This is a genomic window from Ktedonosporobacter rubrisoli (assembly GCF_004208415.1).
Lineage (GTDB): Bacteria > Chloroflexota > Ktedonobacteria > Ktedonobacterales > Ktedonobacteraceae > Ktedonosporobacter > Ktedonosporobacter rubrisoli.
In genome coordinates this window covers 10,864,292-10,883,791 of sequence record NZ_CP035758.1, presented here as the reverse complement: position 1 = coordinate 10,883,791, position 19,500 = coordinate 10,864,292, and the positions used below count along the sequence as shown (strand labels likewise).

17 protein-coding genes are annotated in these 19,500 nt (G+C 50.8%); 4 read left to right on the top strand and 13 right to left on the bottom strand.

Going from position 1 to position 19,500, the window contains the following annotated elements:
• Window positions 1-52 precede the first annotated feature (52 nt).
• The 3 genes from EPA93_RS46280 to EPA93_RS46270 all read right to left on the bottom strand — a co-directional run bounded on the left by EPA93_RS46280 (window position 53) and on the right by EPA93_RS46270 (window position 2,417).
• Window positions 53-475, bottom strand: a complete 423-nt coding sequence (locus tag EPA93_RS46280) for a hypothetical protein (RefSeq protein ID WP_129894049.1) — start codon at window positions 473-475, stop codon at window positions 53-55.
• 30 nt (window positions 476-505) lie between these two features.
• Window positions 506-1,564, bottom strand: a complete 1,059-nt coding sequence (locus tag EPA93_RS46275) for an effector-associated domain EAD1-containing protein (protein ID WP_129894048.1) — start codon at window positions 1,562-1,564, stop codon at window positions 506-508.
• 229 nt (window positions 1,565-1,793) lie between these two features.
• Window positions 1,794-2,417, bottom strand: coding sequence for a hypothetical protein (locus EPA93_RS46270; protein ID WP_129894047.1), 624 nt, complete (start codon window positions 2,415-2,417; stop codon window positions 1,794-1,796).
• Between the two features lie 139 nt (window positions 2,418-2,556).
• Between EPA93_RS46270 and EPA93_RS46265 the strand changes: the two genes are divergently transcribed.
• The gene (locus EPA93_RS46265; RefSeq protein WP_129894046.1) at window positions 2,557-2,832 is read left to right on the top strand and encodes a hypothetical protein; all 276 of its coding nucleotides are present in this window, start codon (window positions 2,557-2,559) and stop codon (window positions 2,830-2,832) included.
• 6 nt (window positions 2,833-2,838) lie between these two features.
• On the opposite strand, the gene EPA93_RS46260 is transcribed toward EPA93_RS46265, so the two are convergent.
• Window positions 2,839-3,165 (bottom strand): protein kinase family protein, encoded by a 327-nt coding sequence (locus EPA93_RS46260; RefSeq protein WP_129894045.1) that lies wholly within the window; start codon window positions 3,163-3,165, stop codon window positions 2,839-2,841.
• Between the two features lie 271 nt (window positions 3,166-3,436).
• On the opposite strand from EPA93_RS46260, the gene EPA93_RS46255 reads away from it, so the two are divergent.
• Window positions 3,437-4,301 (top strand): IS5 family transposase gene (locus tag EPA93_RS46255; protein ID WP_242527276.1). Its coding sequence is split into 2 segments (ribosomal slippage): window positions 3,437-3,820 and window positions 3,822-4,301, totalling 864 coding nucleotides; the frame shifts between segments, so codons are not numbered across the junction.
• On the opposite strand, the gene EPA93_RS46250 is transcribed toward EPA93_RS46255, so the two are convergent.
• A complete protein-coding gene (locus tag EPA93_RS46250) occupies window positions 4,295-6,145 on the bottom strand; it encodes a caspase family protein (RefSeq protein WP_129894044.1) in 1,851 nt (616 codons plus the stop codon). The genes EPA93_RS46255 and EPA93_RS46250 overlap by 7 nt on opposite strands.
• A gap of 526 nt (window positions 6,146-6,671) precedes the next feature.
• Here EPA93_RS46250 and EPA93_RS46245 point away from each other — a divergent pair.
• Window positions 6,672-7,889, top strand: a complete 1,218-nt coding sequence (locus EPA93_RS46245) for a WD40/YVTN/BNR-like repeat-containing protein (RefSeq protein WP_129894043.1) — start codon at window positions 6,672-6,674, stop codon at window positions 7,887-7,889.
• A 157-nt stretch (window positions 7,890-8,046) separates the two neighbouring features.
• Here the strand turns inward: EPA93_RS46245 and EPA93_RS46240 are convergent, their stop codons facing one another.
• The 5 genes from EPA93_RS46240 to EPA93_RS46220 form a co-directional block, all read right to left on the bottom strand.
• Window positions 8,047-8,721, bottom strand: a complete 675-nt coding sequence (locus tag EPA93_RS46240; RefSeq protein WP_129894042.1) for a response regulator — start codon at window positions 8,719-8,721, stop codon at window positions 8,047-8,049.
• 9 nt (window positions 8,722-8,730) lie between these two features.
• Window positions 8,731-11,043: a GAF domain-containing sensor histidine kinase gene (locus tag EPA93_RS46235; RefSeq protein ID WP_129894041.1), complete on the bottom strand. Its 2,313-nt coding sequence runs from the start codon at window positions 11,041-11,043 to the stop codon at window positions 8,731-8,733.
• A gap of 302 nt (window positions 11,044-11,345) precedes the next feature.
• Window positions 11,346-11,741, bottom strand: coding sequence for a hypothetical protein (locus EPA93_RS46230; protein ID WP_129894040.1), 396 nt, complete (start codon window positions 11,739-11,741; stop codon window positions 11,346-11,348).
• A 153-nt stretch (window positions 11,742-11,894) separates the two neighbouring features.
• Complete coding sequence (locus EPA93_RS46225) at window positions 11,895-12,704, bottom strand: hypothetical protein (RefSeq protein WP_129894039.1); 810 nt, start codon at window positions 12,702-12,704, stop codon at window positions 11,895-11,897.
• A 15-nt stretch (window positions 12,705-12,719) separates the two neighbouring features.
• Window positions 12,720-13,070, bottom strand: coding sequence for a hypothetical protein (locus EPA93_RS46220; RefSeq protein WP_129894038.1), 351 nt, complete (start codon window positions 13,068-13,070; stop codon window positions 12,720-12,722).
• A gap of 638 nt (window positions 13,071-13,708) precedes the next feature.
• Here EPA93_RS46220 and EPA93_RS46215 point away from each other — a divergent pair.
• Window positions 13,709-14,182 (top strand): DUF1801 domain-containing protein, encoded by a 474-nt coding sequence (locus EPA93_RS46215; protein WP_129894037.1) that lies wholly within the window; start codon window positions 13,709-13,711, stop codon window positions 14,180-14,182.
• Window positions 14,183-14,189: 7 nt separating this feature from the next.
• Here EPA93_RS46215 and EPA93_RS46210 read toward each other — a convergent pair whose 3' ends face one another.
• Genes EPA93_RS46210 through EPA93_RS46200 form a run of 3 tightly spaced genes read right to left on the bottom strand, consistent with a single transcriptional unit; the run spans window position 14,190 to window position 19,410 of the window.
• On the bottom strand, window positions 14,190-15,941 hold the full coding sequence (locus EPA93_RS46210; RefSeq protein ID WP_129894036.1) for a class I mannose-6-phosphate isomerase: 1,752 nt from the start codon (window positions 15,939-15,941) through the stop codon (window positions 14,190-14,192).
• 16 nt (window positions 15,942-15,957) lie between these two features.
• Window positions 15,958-16,938, bottom strand: coding sequence for an ROK family protein (locus tag EPA93_RS46205; protein ID WP_129894035.1), 981 nt, complete (start codon window positions 16,936-16,938; stop codon window positions 15,958-15,960).
• Between the two features lie 27 nt (window positions 16,939-16,965).
• On the bottom strand, window positions 16,966-19,410 hold the full coding sequence (locus EPA93_RS46200) for a glycoside hydrolase family 38 N-terminal domain-containing protein (RefSeq protein ID WP_129894034.1): 2,445 nt from the start codon (window positions 19,408-19,410) through the stop codon (window positions 16,966-16,968).
• Window positions 19,411-19,500: the final 90 nt, after the last annotated feature.

Here is a 19,500-nt window from a genome sequence, read left to right as displayed (position 1 = left end):
CTATAGTCTTGTCTACTCTACCTCAAATTACTTCCTCTTTCTAAATTGAAACTCAATAATGCGAGATCAAAATATTTGTTAGAGCTCTTTTAATATTATCATGACAACGATGAATATTCTCAGAGGCAGGCAGATAACGACCATCATCATATTCTTCGCTTGCTGTATATGCATGGCTATAGGCTTGTTGTAACGCTGTCCTCAAGTCGCTCACAGATTTGATATATTTTACCTCCCAAAATTCAGTAAGCCTTCCTTGTTCATACATTATGTTAACTTCGTTGCAAATATCAAATAGCTCTTTTTTCAGCAGATCAGCAGAAGGTAGTACTCTTTCATGCTCATCCTGGGTAAGCCAGTTATCCAGGGCCTTAAGCACACAGCAACAAACCAACAATTCACCTTCCCTATAGCCTGGGCCAATGTTGATTTGAAACTTGAAGGCCTTATGTTGCAAAAACTGCGAATAGGCCATTGCTGCTTGCGCATACCAATATGCATATGTTTAGATGCTATTACCGAAAAAATCTTTGTTGGCATGATCTGATAGGCGAATCTGCTCCTGAAATTCTTCTATAAAATATTCTAAGTTTTGTAAACTAGAGAAAACCTTCTTAAACTCCCTATCCGCACCCAGAAAAACAGATGGTGTATCTATATATTCATCTCGCAAAGAATATGCCACAACTATAGATATTCTTTCGCAAACATATCTTTCCTCGCAGGCAAATTTATAATCTAGCTCAAGATAGTCAGGAGTCGGGATATCAACAAAAAGATCACTTATCCCCTCTATTAATTCTTTCGCCTGCTTGATAGATTCAATTACCTGAGATTCAGAAAGCTTACCACGTCCCTGAAATACCTCATAGACCTTTTGCATCTTTTCCTGTGCCGCACGAGTGCGCCTATGGGCTTTAGCAATCGAATCTTCTTTTAATTGCTCTTTCCTTAAAGGCTTTTTTCCTGGAAAGGGTGTTGGCTGTGTCTGTTTAGTATCTTGTTCCTTTTCTAACACTGGCAGACCATTTGACGTCTCATCAGAAGATTTTATGTCGGTGCTCGCTATGCCTTTCTTCATTTCCGAACCATTATTATTAACCTTCACATCAGAAGGAGCCTTTGCTGAAAGAGGTAGGGGGTCAGATTGTGATTTTTGTAGAGTGGAAGCGGATGCCACTAAAAGCGGATAAAGTGTCTTTCTGACAAAAGTGTTCAATTTAGGATTTCGGTCTTTCTTCTGGTGGGCTGCAGCGATAAATTCCAGGAGGCAGCCCTCAGCCTCCATCCAGTCAATAGTATTATGCAACTTATCTGAATAGCTTTCCCCGCGATAAATTTCACCTAAACCTTTCTCCCATTCCTGTTTTACAAGAAAACTCAATTTTTTCTCATCTGAGTATGCGTGCTCTAGAGCAGTGCATAACATTGTATGATATGGCTTCAACTCGGTGTATACTTTATCATAAAATTCGGCATCTTCTTCTGGCTCAGGGAAAACAAATGGGAGGTGCAATATCGTTTGTAAGTAATTACGAAGCTCTTTTGATCGCTCTAAATCCATATGTAGCCTCCGAAGTAGACCGCCGCACGAATACAAATAACTAAATTCCTCTCCCTTCCTACGCATTCATCAATTTCTACTTTCGACGTTCTGTAATTTTACGTGCAAATCATACAATCACAGAAATTTATAATTTTCGCACAAATACAAGAACAGATGTACTAATATTTTACAGGAGACTTATGCAAAATGGATCATATATCAAGTATAAACAAAAGAATAGTTCATGTCAAAGAAGAAGCTTTTTAGCGCGCCTCACGGCGGCAATAGTTGGTTCCTCTCGGATCTCTTGAAAAATACAGCGCAGAATAATATTGACCGCCGACTCACTCACACACGATCTAAAAGAGATGAATTCTCCTACCCATTGATGATCCCAAAAGAATATACCAGGAAGATCGTCATACCTTATCTGAACACCTGATTTCTTCAAGACGGGAGAATTTTCCAGATAGTCAAGTGTCTCTCCTGGATTATTAAATTGTTCAATACTCAGATAAATGTCGCATCTATCGTGTGACAAGCCATCAATCGTAGCATAGTGTTTCAGGATGATGGACTCGATAAACGGGTCCATCGAGGTATAAAGCAAACGGGCATGCAATGGAATACATTTGTATCTCGCAAGAGGATCTTCCGGAGGCAGCGATTGACCTATCCGAGGTTGGCTTCCTCGCTCTATAAGTTCTCTCAGTAACGCCCTCTGGGCTGTACCATTTTGCAGCGCCTTCCAGTCTCCAATATATGGCCATAACGAATCCTTCTCAGCCATTGCACGATCTTCGTTAAGAGGCCGCTCTCGCTGCTTATGAGAGTTGGAGTCAAAACTATCACTAATATCGTCTATAGGCACGTGAACCTCTTTTGTTTCCTGTATTCTCGGCGGGAAAGAGAAAAACAGTTTATTCAGATTGAAGTAGCAATAAAAAACATATACAATATTCTACATCATCTTAGTAGTATACAATATTGAAAAAGTCTGAGGTATTCATATGAACAACGATAGAGATTTTGATGACGAGGATAAAAATATCTTCTCGGATAAAGAGATCAGCCAAATTGCGCCCTCAAAGGGTAATCGTATCATTCCTACATGGCTTAAGGGAGATCTTATGTCCTGGTTTGATTGCTATCACCCGGAGATTTCTATGCTCAGCAACCTGCCTCGGTGTGATTTGGAACAGTTCATCAATGAATTTGAGTATTTCACTGGCAAACATTACGACTTTACGCTTCAGGAGTGGCAATACGCTCTCAAGCACCAGTAATTCTGGCTATATGCAATGCCTGAGAGCTAGCGAAAATGCCTCAATATCAGGCCAGCGCTCCTTAGGCTGGCGAGCAACGGCACGTATAATAGCTTCATCAAGTTGTGGAGGGACGGCTTGATTATAAAAGCTTGGCAACGAGCCCGGTGTGAAGGTACGACCGGTAATGAGAAAGTAGAGTATAATCCCAAGTTGATAGATATCTGTTGCGGGTCCGGGCATAGCATCGATATCCGCACATCTCTTATCCTGTTCTGGTGCGAGGGGATGATGATCCGAATTTTCGCCTCTTTTTGGTCTCCCCGTGGCTAAACCGATTTCTTGCAACATCATATATCGCCCCTTATAGAGAAGCAGCGTATCGAGGGACAGGCAACGATGCGACCGACCTTTTTTATGAAGAACGCTTAACGCCGTGCAAAGCGGGAGCATGCTCTGAAGAAGGCGCTTGATTGACGCTTTATCGCGCGACTCTTTTACTCCCCCGAACGCTTGAAATAAGTTCTTCTCGTTCCTTAGAGTGTGTCCTAGCTAGAACAATGAGCCGATAGTTCAGAGAAAGGAGAGTTCAGCCGAAAGCACAACTCGAAAGGAACGAACCAAGATGTGTGAGCCAATCAAGCGAAAACGTTACCCGTCGGATCTGACCGATGCGCAATGGGAGCTGATCAAGCCGTTCATCCCAGCAGTCTCTGCCCAGGCCACAACGGCCCTTCACGAGCGACGAGAAATCGTCAATGCTATCCTCTATGTGTTGCGCACAGGCTGCTCATGGCGACAGATGCCGCACGACCTGCCCAATGGCAAAACGGCCCATCACTACTTCCGCATCTGGACGCAGGCGGGGATTTGGGAGCCCATCATGGCCCACCTGCGCCGACAGGTACGCACCCAGATGGGGCGGGACCCGGAACCCAGCGCTGCGATCATCGATAGCCAGTCGATCAAAACGGCTCCCGTGCCAGGAAGCGACAAGGGCTTCGACGCGGGGAAAAAAAATCTATGGGCGTAAACGCCACGTGCTCGTGGATACGCAGGGTTTCCTTCTGGCTGTCAAAGTGCATGCCGCCAACATCGTGGATCGCGTGGGGGCCAGGCTCTTGCTCAGCCAGTTGCCGCGCTCTTTCCCGCGTCTGTGCCACCTCTTTGCGGATAAGGGCTATACAGGACCATTGCTCGACTGGATTGCGCAGCGATTGCACTGGACCACAGAACTGGTGCCACAGGCTCACAATAGGTCCCATCAGCACTGGATCCTCGTGGACGGCCAACCGGTTCTGCTGCCCCGGCCCAAGACGGGTTTTCAGGTGCAAAGGAAACGATGGGTCGTCGAACGCAGCTTGGCCTGGTTCACCCGTTTCCGCCGCTTAGCTCGCGACTACGAAGGGCTCACCACCAGTTCAGAAGCCTTTCTTCAGCTCGCCTCGGTTCGGCTTATGCTTTCGCGCTTATCTCCTTTCCGCTACTGATTCTTGTGGTTAGGACACTCTCTTAAAATGTATGCGAACGTAAAGTCTTTTTCAGTAATATCATCTATGAGAGGAAATACATGCGGAAAATCACGATATCCTTCATTCTCCAGCTCGACCAGAAATTGGCGTTCCTCCTTGAGTATCTTCTGCAATCTCATCCCATCCCCATCAGGACCTACTATATGTACCTGTTTTAGCCTGAGCGAGAGATTTGTTTCCACATGTCGTACTCGTGCCTCACGCAAGGTTGTTCCATCGTCGTTAGTTGGCCGCTCTCGGACGGTTGACTGCTCGAATACATATTGTTCGCCTTGTATCGTAATTACCTGGATATCCTTCCAGGAGAGGGCCCCTGCCCGTGATGGAAGAATAATCTGAGCTTTATCTTTGGAAGTGATCGTACCAGAGGTAGTGGGCTCTCGCTGAGAGTAAGCAACGATAATATCACCCTGCCCATCGGCTATCATACGAGGATATTGAGAGAGATTATTGTTCATCCCCCATCTTTTTACCTTGTCATACACATATTTGTAAATATCATTTGCTGAAATACGATCTTTTCCGTTGAAATCAGCATTGCTACCTTGCAGCGCTTCGAGAAGAAAATAAGTAAATACACTGCATTTTTCCTCTTCCCACACATAGCTGTTCTCACCCGCACCACAGGACGTGAGAATAACAAGGCCTTCTGCCTGCTCAAAGACACGTTCGATAAATGCAGGAGACATAGATTGTGACATTCCCTTGTTTCTTGAAGCAATCTCTGCACGGCAAGCATCTAGAATGATCACTTTCTTCTGAGCTGGGGCCTGAAGCAGTATTTCTTTCATGGTTGAAACTGATAACGCAGTATGTTTAAGAGCATTCTTATGCCCATCAAGGGCTACAAGATAGCTTTCTCGATCTTCCATACTTCCGTGACCAGAGTAGTAAAAAAGGAGCAAATCTTCTGGGCGCGTCCTTTCCGCAACAGTCATTAAGGTAGAGATAATATTCCCTTTCGTTGGCTTACTCGCTTTGGCATAGTTCCCAGTAAGCTCGTGTACCAACTGATCTTCGTCAGTATCTTGATCAACAAGCAGGCGTATATGCCCTGGATCATAGCCACAACAGGTCAGTTGTTTAGCGATAGCTTTTGCATCAGTCACACAAGCCGGCATGGGAGCATAGTTGTTTATATCTTCATAGTCTCCAACCCCTACTATTACTCCCCAATAGTTCACTACTCCATCGTATCCCCGTGCTTGGATAGGGTGCTCCAATACATTTGCCGTTGCCTGCCTTCCATTGGTAAATGAAGGAGGCGATTCGCGAAGAGAGCGTAGAGAGGAACTTTCTGAAAATCTTTTCGTCCTTGATTTATTTCCCGCTGATTCTTCCAGAGAAGTTGGTGCAGGCTTGATTAACTCATCAACTACTTTCTTTACTCCCCTTGCAATGTTCAGAAAAGCACTATCTTTATTTCCCCAGAGCGTTACAGCCTTGCCGTTATCTGGCAATGGACTAAGCTCACCAAAGGCTGTTTCCCAGTCGAACGGACGTAACAGGATAGGAATGACATGGATTTCCCCAGCTTTATGCCGTTGCATAATAATCTGTATTTCTTCGCTATCGTTAAAATCTGGGCTAATAAGCAAAAGAACAAGTCGAGCTGCTTGCAGGTGCTTCTTAATCTCTTGTTTAATAAATGCTCCCGGGCTTATATCACGCTTATGCCAGAAACTAATAAATCCTTGTTGCTCAAGCGGCCTAAGCGTTCCCTTCGAGGCCTTAAGCAGGTCGGCTAAAAGCCTCTCATCTTCCTCCGCAGAAGCGATGTATATTTCGAGTGTTTCGGCCATATCTTGTGTTCTGCCTTATTGCTTTCCACATTCAATACATATCTTTTTGATGGTACAAAAGTTTTTGATATGGGAATATCCATCAGTATAGTACAGCTATGTTTTACTTGCAATATTCGAAGGTGACGAAGGATGACCCTTGAAAGGAAACAGGGCGAAGAGGATAAAGAAAGCCTGCCAATAGCCAACTCTATACAAGAGAGAGGTTCATATCACGGTCAGGGCTCTAGCCGCTGAACTAATTAGGCGCGTAATTCGTGTATATAGCAGGCAAATGCTCAAGGCGCAATAGGGCCCTGATCTGTCTCGAGTTTCCACAAGAGAACTTGCTAGCTTCGGGGTATAGCACGTGGATTAGCCGCACATCATTCAAGAGTCCAGGGCATCCCACAGCGGTTGCTAGCCTTGCAATGATCCTTGCTTCGGATGGCTCTTTCGTGATAGGATCAGAGGTTGCGACGAAAAGCGATAGTCTTTTCGACATCGCATAGAACTGGACAAACGATAATAAGAAAGAAGAAGAGAATTGAACATCTGGAAAAGATTTCTATTGCCAAGGGGAGGACTAAACAGCAAACCAACAAGCCGTATATGGCTACCCTTTTTCCTTTTTACTATCCTGGCTTTAATATTGGCAGCATGTGGCAGTGCAGAACCTCCAGGAGCATCTTCTCCTACACCTACCACACAGGCAACTTCGTCCTCATCAACAAATCAGGACACGCCATCGCCTACAACAGGCACATCAAAGCCTGCAGCAGCCCTCACCGGGCTCCGCATGCTCGACGCCAATAACGGCTGGGCCCTCAGCGCAACCTCAATTCTGAAGACGACTGATGGTGGTATGCATTGGAAAGATGTAACGCCTGCAAATGCCGGGCTAAATCAGTTTGCAAGAGGAAATTTTCTTGATCAGCAATCTGCCTGGATCGCCATCCCACCCACCCAGCAAAGAGAGGGCCCAGGGATCGACATTTTGCACACAGCCAATGGTGGCCAGAGTTGGCAAAAGGCCCACATTGACGATCCGCTAGTGGCGACTATAGATGTACCTCACTTCCTGGGTACACAACAGGGCTGGCTTGAGGCTTCCAGCACACCTGGAGCAGGGCACGCAGGCTCCGATATCTGGTATACAACAGACGGCGGTCAGAGCTGGACAAAAATCGCTTCAAACATGGGCAACAACGGTCTGACCCTGGGATATGTGACTGGTATCTCTTTTCAGGATACTCAGAACGGAATCGCTGCGGGCAATTTAGGGGCTGGCGGAGATAACACTGTTCCAGCGGTATCTATTACCCATGATGGGGGTCATACCTGGCATATGCAAGCGCTTCCACATCTACTGGGTGGCTATGAAGGGATCTACAATACTTCGCAGCCTCCTGTCTTCTTTGGTAGCACCGCCATTTTGCCGGTCAACGTTACGACATCTAGTGGAGACCTGCTAGTTCTGTACCGTTCAAATACAAGCGGTCGCACCTGGACGCAAACGAGCGTTGCCCACATTCGTTCAGACAATACCTATGTGCTCGATTCTGCTCACGCCTGGGCGACTGATACCCAAAGCGGGCAGCTCTATGGTACAACAGATGGGGGAGATCATTGGTCCGCCCTATCTACCAAGGCCTATCACCTGAAAGCCTTGAGTTTTGTGAATGTCAATAATGGTTGGGGCATTGCTGGTGAGTCGCTCTTGCATACCACTGATGGAGGAAAAACCTGGCAATCCTTGACCTAGATAATCTAACTTCATCGTACGGGTACGATTTTCTCCATGCACCACCGTCTTAGGTTGCTAGACAGGAGCGCTGCGTGTTCCTTATCAAGGATCTAACCTTGATCCGCTTCTACTGGAATCTGGTCGTGCTGGAACGCGTGAGGGATTTGGGCATGGCTCATCCCTCTTCATACTCTCTCTGTCCCAAACCAGCCGTCCACGCAGCATGCATCGCCTCAGTTCGGTCGGCAACCTGGAGCTTTGAGAGGATATTGGAGACATGGTTGCGTACGGTCTTAGGACTCAAGACGAGGCGAGCGGCGATGTCGGCATTGGACTTGCGCTGAGCAATGAACGTGAGGATCTCATATTCGCGCTCTGTCAGTTCGGGAAAGAACTGTGCAGGGCCACGCTTGGCGGTTGGACGTGTACTGCCGAAGTAGTGCATCAGGCGTTCGGCAATGGCCGGACCAAAGATGGCCTCTCCGTGACTGACCGCACGAATAGCCCGCAGCGTCTCCTCCTGCACGGCTCCTTTGAGCAGGTAGCCGCGCGCTCCTGCACGGATGGCGGCAAAGATCGAGTCGTCATCCTCAAACATCGTCATGATCAGGATGTGAATATGGGGACTGGTATTCAGGATACGGCGGGTCGCCTCAATCCCGTTGATCCCTGGCATTTTGATATCCATCAAGATGACATCGGGCTGCAAAGACCGGGCCAAGGATACTCCTTCGTCCCCGGTCGCAGCCTCACCGATAACCTGCATATCCGGGACTGACTCCAGCAAGGCGCGCAAACCGCCCCGGAAGAGGGGATGGTCATCGGCAATCAGAACACGAATCGAATCCATGTTTCCTCCTCATTCCTTCGAAAGCAGCGAACTCTCGCCGGGAGCTTCGATGCTTGCTGTCTGCTGTACTGACATGGACGGCTCACCTTTTACCGTGTTCAAGGGGAAACTGACATGGACAGTGGTTCCCCCAGAGGAACGCGGGGTAATCATACAGGTTCCCCCTAATTCGCTGGCACGCTCGTACATGGCGCGCAGCCCCACGCCAATCCGATGGGTAGCCGGGATGCCCTGTCCATCATCGCTGATCTCCAGATCCAGGGTCTGAGCGTTGAGAGAAAGACATAGCCATGACTTCCGCGCCCCGGAATGGCGCCCCACGTTGGTAAGGGCCTCCTGCACGATGCGATACACCGCTACTTCGATGGCAGCCGATAATGGCGGAAGAGACGCGGGCAGGTCGCAGATGACCTCGTAGCCCTGGTAATGAGACTGTGCAGCCTGTTCACGCAAGGCTGCACATAAGCCTAACTCATCAAGGGCCGGAGGGCGCAAGTTGTAGACCAGGCGGCGAATATCGGTGATTGCTTCCTGAGTCTGCTGTCTGACTGCCATCAGAAGCGCCTCCGCGCGCGCGCTATCCTGAGTCAACAGGTTGCGCGCGGCATCCACCTGGAACGTCAGGCTGGCCAGAGTTGGCCCCAGACCATCGTGCAAATCCCGGCGCAAGCGGCGGCGCTCTTCTTCACGTGCACTCACCAGATGCTCTCTAGCTTGCTGGAGGCTCTCAGTCAGATGCTGCAAGTGGGAGGTCAGCCGCACTGCATACACCGCGACGCCTGCCTGCCGCGCCAGATCGCTCACTAAACGCAGATCGGCCTTCCCAAAGATTTCCCCTGCACGAGCAGCCAGGAGCAGATAGCCAATCGTCTCTGCCTGGTAGACGAGCGGCACCTGCAAGGGAGTGGGGGAAGGCGATCCGTAAGCGGCAACAATTTCAGGCTCCTCATTCGAGGTTCGCCCCTGAGGTAGTACAGGTCCGGCGGTCGTTTCCAGCACTGGTGGGGAAGCCAGCAGCGTAATTGACACGTAGGGTAATCTGAGCGTCTGAGCCACAGTTTCCACAATCGTTGGCAACACCTTCTCTGGCACCAAGGCCGCTTCCAGGCGGCTCCCCAGACGAGCAAGCACCGCATAGGGATCATCGCGCTCACCATACATCAGGCGATTGACCACGCGTTGCAACAGGGTGCGTAGGGGCAGAAAAAGCACAGCCACAATACTGGTCGCAATGAGCGAAATAGCAGGATTGTTCTCCGTGTGTAGCAAGGTTCCCAGGTAGACGACCACCAGCACATACATACCGATCACACTAGCCGAAAGCGCACCATATACCAGCGAGCGATTGATGATGAGATCGATGTCCCAGAGCCGATAGCGCAGCAGCGCAATGCCAATACAAAATGGTACAGGCAGATACCAGAAGCGATAGAGAGGGATGGTGATAATCAGTAAAAATGAGTTGGGCGTATTGACCAAATAGGCGCCAGGCTGATTGAGCGAAGGGACAAACGTCATATAGAGGGCGAGGCTGATCGGCATGATGATGGCTGGCACAAAGCCATACAGCAGCCACTTGATCTGCTGACGCTGGATCGGAGAGGCTACATGCCGGAAGCGATAGAGTTGCACACAAGCCGACCCCGCGAAAACCACTGAAAGCCAGCCAGCCTCAAGAAATGGAGGCCAATTGACAAGGTTGAAAGGCGTGTTTGCTGGCACAATCCAGAAGAAGGCATTGGCAGCCCAGAGACCAATCAACGCCCAGGACCAGCGTGGGACGAAGCGGCCATCGGGGAAGGTGGAAAAGAAAAAGGACAGGCACGGGTAGTAGAGGAGCATTGGAACAATACTTGCAATTTGCAGCATACTGAGCAGCAGATTAGAAGATGCATTGGGAAACCCATCAGTATGCGCATACGAGAGGCCCAGTGACCCAAATTCGATCAGGAGGAACGAAACAAAGAGGCCCATCCAGGTATTCGCTCTGCGCCAGATAATCAGCGCGCCAATCAGCAAGAACGCCAGAGTCGTCAGGGCATCCAGGAAAATCACGTAGAACGCATAGGTATTCAGGGAAAAACCTGCATGCAGGAGCGCAGGCAACGTCTGCACATTCAACTGGCCAGTCTCCGGGCAATTGGTAACTGGCCCGGAGCAAAGCGTAAAGAGCGAATGGTAGTATGCTGGAAGATTCACCACGAGAACCGCCAGATCAATCAGCACGAGCACGAGCCAGAGTGACTGCAAGAGACGCAGGCAGGGTCCACGCAGGTGCCCCTCGCCACTGTTTCCTTCTCTCAAGGTCTGATGCTTGTCCATTTCGCTGTTCCCTTCTCACGGATGCTGGGAAGACGCCTGTACCGGCCTGCGTCTGCAGCCGCACGAATGCTGTGCTTCTATCTTACCATACGTAGCCCAACCTGCTGTTAACGCGGAATTGAAAAGTACCCTCCTCGCGGCTTCAGGCAAGGTATTATCCTGCCTGAGCCAGCGGCTGAAAGCTCTCCTGATGGCCTAATCGTTCAAGTTGCCGCACAAGCCGTTTCTAGATTAGCGTTTAGCACCAACTTCGGCACCTTGTCAGCAGCGTGAGCTACAGGAATCGCCTTCACGCTGCTGATTTAGAAAAAGAACCACAAGATGAGAACAATAAGACCGATAATGACGATCCACGCTATCAGTGCTCCAAAAGCAAAACCAGAGTTACTCGAAGCATGTTGCGTCTGATTGCTGCGAGAGTTTGTCGCCTGCCGTGTACTCAACGGCATTCTAAAAGTTGTCTGTTGCGCAGACCTCAACGATGCCTGGGCATTCATCGACGCCCTTCGCGCGGCTTGTTGGGCATTCACCGACGCCCTTTGTGCGGCTTGTTGGGCATTCATCGATGCTCTTTGCGCGGCTTGCTGGGCAGCTCTCTGGGCATTCATCGATGCTCTTTGCGCGGCTTGCTGGGCGGCCTGCTGTGCAGCCCTTTGCGCGGCCATCATCCCTGGATTAGGTCCTGTTGGTCCTGGCATAGAAAACCATCCTCCTTAGAAGAATCTGTCTGGTCGCCACTTTTACGTAAAACACTCTTACTGATTAAGCTCTCCTTACATGCTTCTAGCCCATCGTACTCTCTGCTTTTCCACTGACCATGTTGTTAATCCCAGAATCATGCCTATCTTCTTTCACGTGCCCTGTCTTACGTCCCCTCTGGGTGGGGTCGTGGTGCTCCCCAACTGAGACGCAGAGAGTAGGGACAGATCCCAGGCATCATTTGGGGTGATGAGCACGGCACGCGCCGCAACTACACAACCAACAGTCACCAGCCCATAGGCAAGGATATCGATGAGTCGACTGTCTACGGCAACGGAGACGGGATGCAGGACAATGCCGATGATCACGAACACGGCGGCCCATAGAGGCACCACCCGCGCCCGCGCGAGTCCGATGCCGAGCAGCAGCGTGCCAAGCTCATGTCCAATCAGGAAGACAAAGAAGAGCACACTCACAGCAATATTCCCATTAAACTGCCCCCAGAGCGTAGCAAACTGTGCCGAGTTGGCCCCCATACGCGCCATTTCGTAGGTCACGGCGTCGCTTGTCATCAAGGATGGTATCTGCGCCCACCCGACCAGGGCCAGCCCACCTCCCAGTAAGGCAAGAATGGGAGCACGCCGCATCACCAGGCGGGTCAAACCCATGATGGCAAACGGCAAGAGGAGCGAAGCAACCACTCCTGCCACAAGTTCGACGAACGCCAGGCTGAGATTGGCTGCCGCCGCTGTGATGGCAGACTGACCATCTGACGAAGAGGCAAGCGGAACCGTCGCGCGAACAATACCCACCGCGAGCGGTGCAAGAACCATGCTGATGGCGGTAAGGATGCGCCGCAGAGTACGCAAATCGTAGGAACGTCTTTCAGCAGAGGATGGCCCTCCTACCCTGATCGTTTCTTCCTGCCCTGTCAGCCTGGCTGCCTTAGTTCGATCTGCCATGATTGTTCCCCTTCCTTATACGTAGGCTGCTCGTGCAGGCGGTAGGACTGTCAAGATGATGACCAGTACTGAGAAAGCAATGGTCACGCCTGCGCCGATGAGAGCGGGAAGATTTGGTTGAAAGGCCAGCCCGGGAGCCGCCGAAAGTGCGTTGAGAGCCGAGATAATAATCGCGCTGGTCATTCCCCAACGCTTCGCTTTCCACAGCCCGTAAACGGCGACCAGGCCAATGAGACCCTCGATGATCGCAATCACTGTCACGAGCAATGGTAGACCAGTGAGGATGGGAGTTGCGAGACTGAGAAGGCTGACCAGTCCCAGCAAGATAGCGGCTGCGGTAAGAACGCCAGGACGAGAGGTTTTCATACAGTTGCTCCTTTTCTTGTGCTATCAGAGGTGAATATTTCAAGAGCAGACACTAAGCGATGTGCTTCTAAAGAGAGCAATTGGAACGCTCCTCCTACCTGCTTCTTGCTCTCTGCTTGAAGTGTAAGAGATCCGGCATCCCACTGTCATGAGGCTCAGTCCCGATTTTGTCCCGATGGGTGTCCCGAGGTTGTGGAACAGAGGGGAGTTGAATGCGTGCCCTGGAAAACCCACCTTCGTGAGCTATCCATTTAGCGGAAGCCGTTCAGATCAAAGTCAGTGTGTTGTGAGGGGGAACCTGTGGTCTAGCCAACATAGGCTTCGACTGTGATAATGCACTCATTCCACTTTGTATGAATCGTTACAAGTGCAGCGCCGTTGGGACGGTGCGAATGGAAAGCGGCAAGTGCAAAAGGAGCAAGATAGGAGAAGTTTTTTGAGCACATATCCTGCTATGATACTCTCGGTCAAGAAGAGACCCTCGCATCCAGGCAAAAGACACGCACGGATTTTCGTTGCCGAAAACACCTTGAGGATCGCAAACAGCTCCTCTTAGAGCGAAAATCAGCCTGGGTCGCAAACATTTACTCACATATCTGTAAGAGCGCGTCCAAACGTGTTCCTAGAAAGCGAGAGAGATGTTTAAAGTAGAAGCAAATACGCTCGAAGACTATTTTCACGCTGATATCAAGAGAAAAGCCGAACTTGAGGCTATCGATGCACTCATGCGTCAGATCCTCCCTGATTTCAAGCCATGGCTCTCGCCGGGCACGCCCGCAGGAGAGCCCGGAATGCGCATGAAGTTGATTGGCTATGGCTCCTTCCACTATACTGTCAAGTCAGGCAAAGCTGTAGAGTGGCCGATTATTGGTCTGGCTCTGCAGAAAAACTACATCACTGTGTATCTGTCAGTGATGAAGAATGGTTCCCCGATTCTTAACGAATATAAAGGGAAACTTGGCGAATTAAGGGCGGGCAAGAACAACTTTAGCTTTGTGACCTTCAACCAACTCAAGCAAAATGTGGTAATCGCCCTGCTTCAAGATGTAGATCAGCAAGTAAAACAGCATCAGCAAGAAGCGCTCCACTATACGCGCAGCACGAGCAGTTAGTCCAGAGTTATTTTACAAACGCTTTGACGAGCTTGCATGGCACCTTTCCAGTATTGCGCAAGGTATAGTGGCCAATGCTGGCGGGAATAATGATGCTTTCAGCGAAGTGCAACTCGACAGGTTCATTGCCCTGGCTGCGAATTTCGCACTGTTGTCCCTCAACTAGATTAAGCGCCACAAACTTGCCATTCGTCTCGTCCTCAATGAGTGAACAAAACTCAAGGCGATGGATGGCAAAAAAGAGCTGTTCAATATCCCCTATACAGTATTCAGCCCAGTCCGGGCCCTCTCGCACCAGCACAGGTTGTGGGATCAGATGATCCTTGACCCAGCTGGTTGTACGTGTCTTATCGAGATTGGCAAAGGCATGGTCCAGGTGGACGTGTCGCATGTTGCCTGAAAGATCGCTGCGCAAATAATCATATATTTTAAATGTAAAAATATAGGGTGTCGCACTAATTTCCAGCACCAGGTTGTTAGCTCCGCTGCAATGGACTGTGCCGCTGGGAATGAGGAAGAGGTCATGTGGTTTGCTCGGAAAACTGTTGACGTAATCAGTAATCTCAAAAGGCTGCCGCTGATCACGCGCTGCGAGAGCTGAAGCTTTGAACGCCTCAACAGGAGCATCCTCGCGCAATCCCAGGTACACCCGGGCATCTTCTTCACATGTCACAATATAATATGTCTCGTCCTGAGTAAACGGCTCGCCAAATTCGGAGCGGATATAATCGGCGCGCGGATGGACCTGACAGGAAAGATTTGTTCCCCCCATTGTGTCGAGATAATCAAAACGAATCGGGAAATAGCTTCCATAGCGAGCCGCGACCGGTACCCCAAGTACCGCATCCGTCTCGGCCCACAAAAGATAATCAAACGAACACTCAAAAGCAAGTTCAGCATTGCCCAGCAACATGCCATTTTCTGGTGCAATCAGTTCAAATGACCAGGCATAATTTGGAGCCTCTGGCGGCAAGCCGAACTGCTCCTTCATCCATTGTCCCCCCCAGGGACCGGGCGCGAACCAGGGCTTTACGCGAAAAGGCCGTTGGGCCAACTCGTGCAGTATGCGCCGAAAGGCATCACCGCTCACGAGCGTAGGGGCGCTGTGTCCGCTGCCATCGACAAAGAGATCTATCTTCGCCAATTGCGCCCGCTTGATTCGATTGAGCATCGGCCAATCCACAAAGTAAAAGCGTTTGTACATTTCTGCAAAGGGAGCTGGCTCCTTTTCGCCCACATTACAGAGCATGCCCTGTGCAGCTAATTGCTGCCCCCGATCCTTCGGCACATCGATGTAGACCTGAAATCCCTGGGACGTGACAAGAGACGCGCCCAGACCATAGACCACAGTGATGCCATCAGATTCTTGCTCTACCTGGTGCTGTAGCGCCACGAGCTGCTCTGGCTGCCAGAGTTCTTGCAGCGTTCCATGAAAGAGACGCCCGAAAACCGGATCAGCGGTGAGAAACGGTTCCAGCATGCAGCGGATCTCCCCTGTTGTCCGCAAGCAAGCCTCCGTCGAGTGCCAGCATATTTCTTTGCGCGTCTGCTTCTCCAGCTCTTTGCGCAGGCATGAGATAAATTCTTGCCAGCGAACCCCAATAAAGCCATCGATGAGCAGCACCTTCATGCCGCCTTCGATGGCCTGTTGCAGCCTGCGCGCGAGGGCCGAATACCCCTGCTCAATGGTCAGCCAGGAAAATTGCTGTACCGGATGGGTAATATACGATGCTTTCTGTCCTGAAGTAGTTGATGCCATTACGATAGATTCTCTTTCACTGTAAAACATGCAAACCACGCGCCAGGGCTGCGGCGCCGATCAAGGCAGCGCTATCCCCTAGCTTCGCTGTTTTGATGCGTACTCGCCCTCGCGGGTAGCTCCAGGTATGCTCATCCACATAGCGCTGCACCGCGGGCAAAAATTGTGCTGCTGCATACGCGATTCCTCCTCCAAGCACGACGATATCGGGATCATAGGTATGAATGAGGGATACAAGGCCAACGCTTAAGTAATGGGTAAAGTGGGCCACTACGGCGTTTGCAGCCTCAGAGCCAGCCGCCGCCGCTGCGAATATTGCCCGAGGCGTCAGAGCATCATCAACGGGACACACGTGAAGCTCAGCGGCCTTCTGACGCAGCGCTGCGGTTCCAATCAGCGCCTCCAAGCAGCCGATATTGCCACAGCTGCATCGCGGTCCATTGCTCTCAACGGTAATATGTCCACCCAATATGCCAAAGAGGCCACGACCTCCACGTATTACCCGGCGCTGCAACGCCACGCCACAGCCGACTCCGGTACCAAGCGTCAGGCACAGCAAATTCTCCACTTGCTTGCCAGCACCATAAACCAGCTCACCCACAGTATACATTCTTGCGTCGTTTTCAATCCACACAGGTAGGCCAAATGCCTGTGTAACAAGCCTGGCTAAAGGTAGACCAATCAGCGCAGATAACGCTTCATTGACATCAAGAATTGTTCCCTGCTGAGGATCAATGATCCCTTTCATGCTAATGCCAACTGCTTCAACGCTCTGCTGGACGAGTAATCGCTGGCCAATCTGGACAAGGGCCTCAATGAGGGATGCGGCGTCCTTTGTAGCCGGTAACGGTTCAACCAGCATCGCTAGCACCTCAGCCTCCTGAACAATCCCGGCTTTGATGCGTGTCCCTCCTACATCGAAAGCCAGGACCACAGGTGCTATCGCCTGTGGCCCTGCTCGCTGGACCAGGAGCTCATTCCTTTGTACATCATCCATGCCACATGCTCGCTTCACAATTTCTCACTAGCACCATCCAAGCGCATCGATTGGCTGCGCGGCCTGGATTGCCTGCTCGTCGCTGCCAAATCCTTGCCTGCTGATCAAACGATAGCGCAAGCGCAGACGCCCACGCTGACTGATCGGGAAGTTTGTATGCCAGTAATGGTTAACCGGCATTGAGGCCAGCAAACCATTCCAGGTATAGGGGCTGGTTTCCCAGCGATTATACGCCACCTCGTTGGTCAGCACTAGAGGCGCGTCCAGCGGGAGCCAGAAGAGGGCTGCGCCGCTCTCGTTGGCAATACGAGCCGCACGCTGGATGGTATAGTAGCTGGAGCAGGTGCCAGGCAATTGCCCACCACTTTCATGGCTGCCAGGCTGAAAAAAGCCGCCACCGGTTTCCAGATGGAGCGCGTGCGCTACAGCGAACGGGAAAGCCACATAAGCGGCTTCGGGCAGCTCACTCCATTGCTTCTCCCAATCGATAACAAACTCAACAATTGGCAAGTGATGATAGCCGCGCCAGGCAAGCTGTACACGCCCTATATTATCCTGTGTTCCCTGGAGCGCAATTTCATCAAAGACCGGCCCCTGGGTAAAACGACTACCAGCATCCAGAACGATGCTCGATCTGGTGACAATCGGCTCTGGAGGAAACGCGGCAGCTAATTGCTCGGTGGCAATATCCAGCGCAATATAACGCGCCCGGTTGCCAACCGCCTCACGTTTCCAGGGATGCACAACCTGCTCATGAATCAGTTGGCCAAAGCCATGTTGGTGCTTTGCGTTCACCCACTCCTGATCAATTGCGCGCTCATGCAGGCTTAGCAGGTGACCGGTACGCGGATTGACGGTAATGTCCCAGGCATCAGTTTTGATACGGGTATGCTCACCGGCATGTAAAAATGCCCGCGCTTGTGTTCTCCCAGCAGCCTCACCGGCGAGTGAGAACGAGACCAATGGCTTCTCATGGACGATTGGAAGTGCCGCGACATACTGCGAAAGCTCGCGATCCTCAAGCTGAAACGCATAGGTAGTCCCGTTCTCAGCGCGCAAGGCCTGTGCCTCTGGCTTGAGCGGATAGTCCTCAGACGAGAAGTGAATCGTATGCTCGCCAGCTTCATATTGAGAGGCGCCAATGTGCAATTGTCGCTCCCGTCTTTCCTGTTGCGGGAGGTAGCTGCGCAGGCTGCGGCCTATGGCCTCATTGAAGTAGAGATCGGCCCGGTAAAAGTTCAAGGCCTTATGCATATGAAGAAATTCGTTGAAAGGGGCTGCTGGCCTTGCGGCGGTTGACCAGGCATCAAACGTATGCTCAAGGGCGAAACGCTCCTGGTCCAGGGCTAGATCCAGGGCAGCTCTGGCCTCATCTGAGCCGCTCAGCTCGACAAGCGCCAGCGCGTCGGCCCGTTTGCGCTGGTTCTGACGTGCCAGGGCGATGCGCGGCGTGTCGGAGCCAAGCCCATGCGCCCAGTGATCTGGCCAGGCGACCTGATAGGTTGGGTAGTTCTGGGTGCAGTGTTGCTGGAAATCGTCAAACCACTCACTCGGTGTAGCCGTTCGCAGCTTGATATCATCGTGTTCGGCATTCCAGCGCGCGATTAGAGCGCACCAGCGCCAATCGGGAGGCGAGTTATCAACAAAGAAGCCGGCAGTGTTGATCTGCATACGATCATAGGGATAGCCTTCCGCCTTGATTCGCTCGACATAACGCGGAATTTCTCGCTGCGCTGTCGCATATAGCTCGTCAACGCTTGTACGATCGGTCTCAATAAAATAGCGAGTCTTATCAGCCCCAAAGCCCTTTGTTCCAGAAATACCAAGTGCATTGCCAAGATTGTAGTGTTCGCTGAGCCAATGGAGCACGCGCCCACCCTTCGGACCCTGCCACCAGAACATCTTCGGCACACGCACAGGAGCGTCAGGGCGAATATCGTTTCTTCCGCCCTGCAGCCACATGTAATGGACGCTCCCACGCTTCCCTAGAGGATCGGTCGCATTATCGATATGAATATGCGTGCAAAAATAGGGAATGTGATATTCAGCAAGAATGTCAGCAGTTGCCCAGGGCCAGCCATTAATATCACTATGCATAGCACAGCGCAACGGCAGATCATGGCGCTGGCAATAACTTACAGCCAGCTCAATGCTCCGTCGATAGGCATCAGCATCAATGAGATCAGTAAAGTGAAGATAAGTCGCCATGATCTCGATCTGTCCACTACGAACGTAGTGCTGAAATTCTGCTTCGCGCTCTGGCCTGGTCGTGAGATAATGCTCCACTTGCCAGAAAGTCTCGCAGGTCCACTTAAAACGGTGCTCGGGCGGATCATTCTCGGTCTGATGGCAGATGTCAAGGACTTGATCATAGAACTCGATATACATCTGTTGTATCTGTTCTTGCGGATGGGTATAGCCTATATCTGTATGCGCGCTTTGTGTCACATAAAAGGTGAATGGATGCAGCATAGTTTATAAGACCTTTCTAAGCGAAAAAGCTGAAGTCACCGTCATGGCCTGGCGCTATTTTATATCTTGACAAGTGCAGTCAGTCTGGTC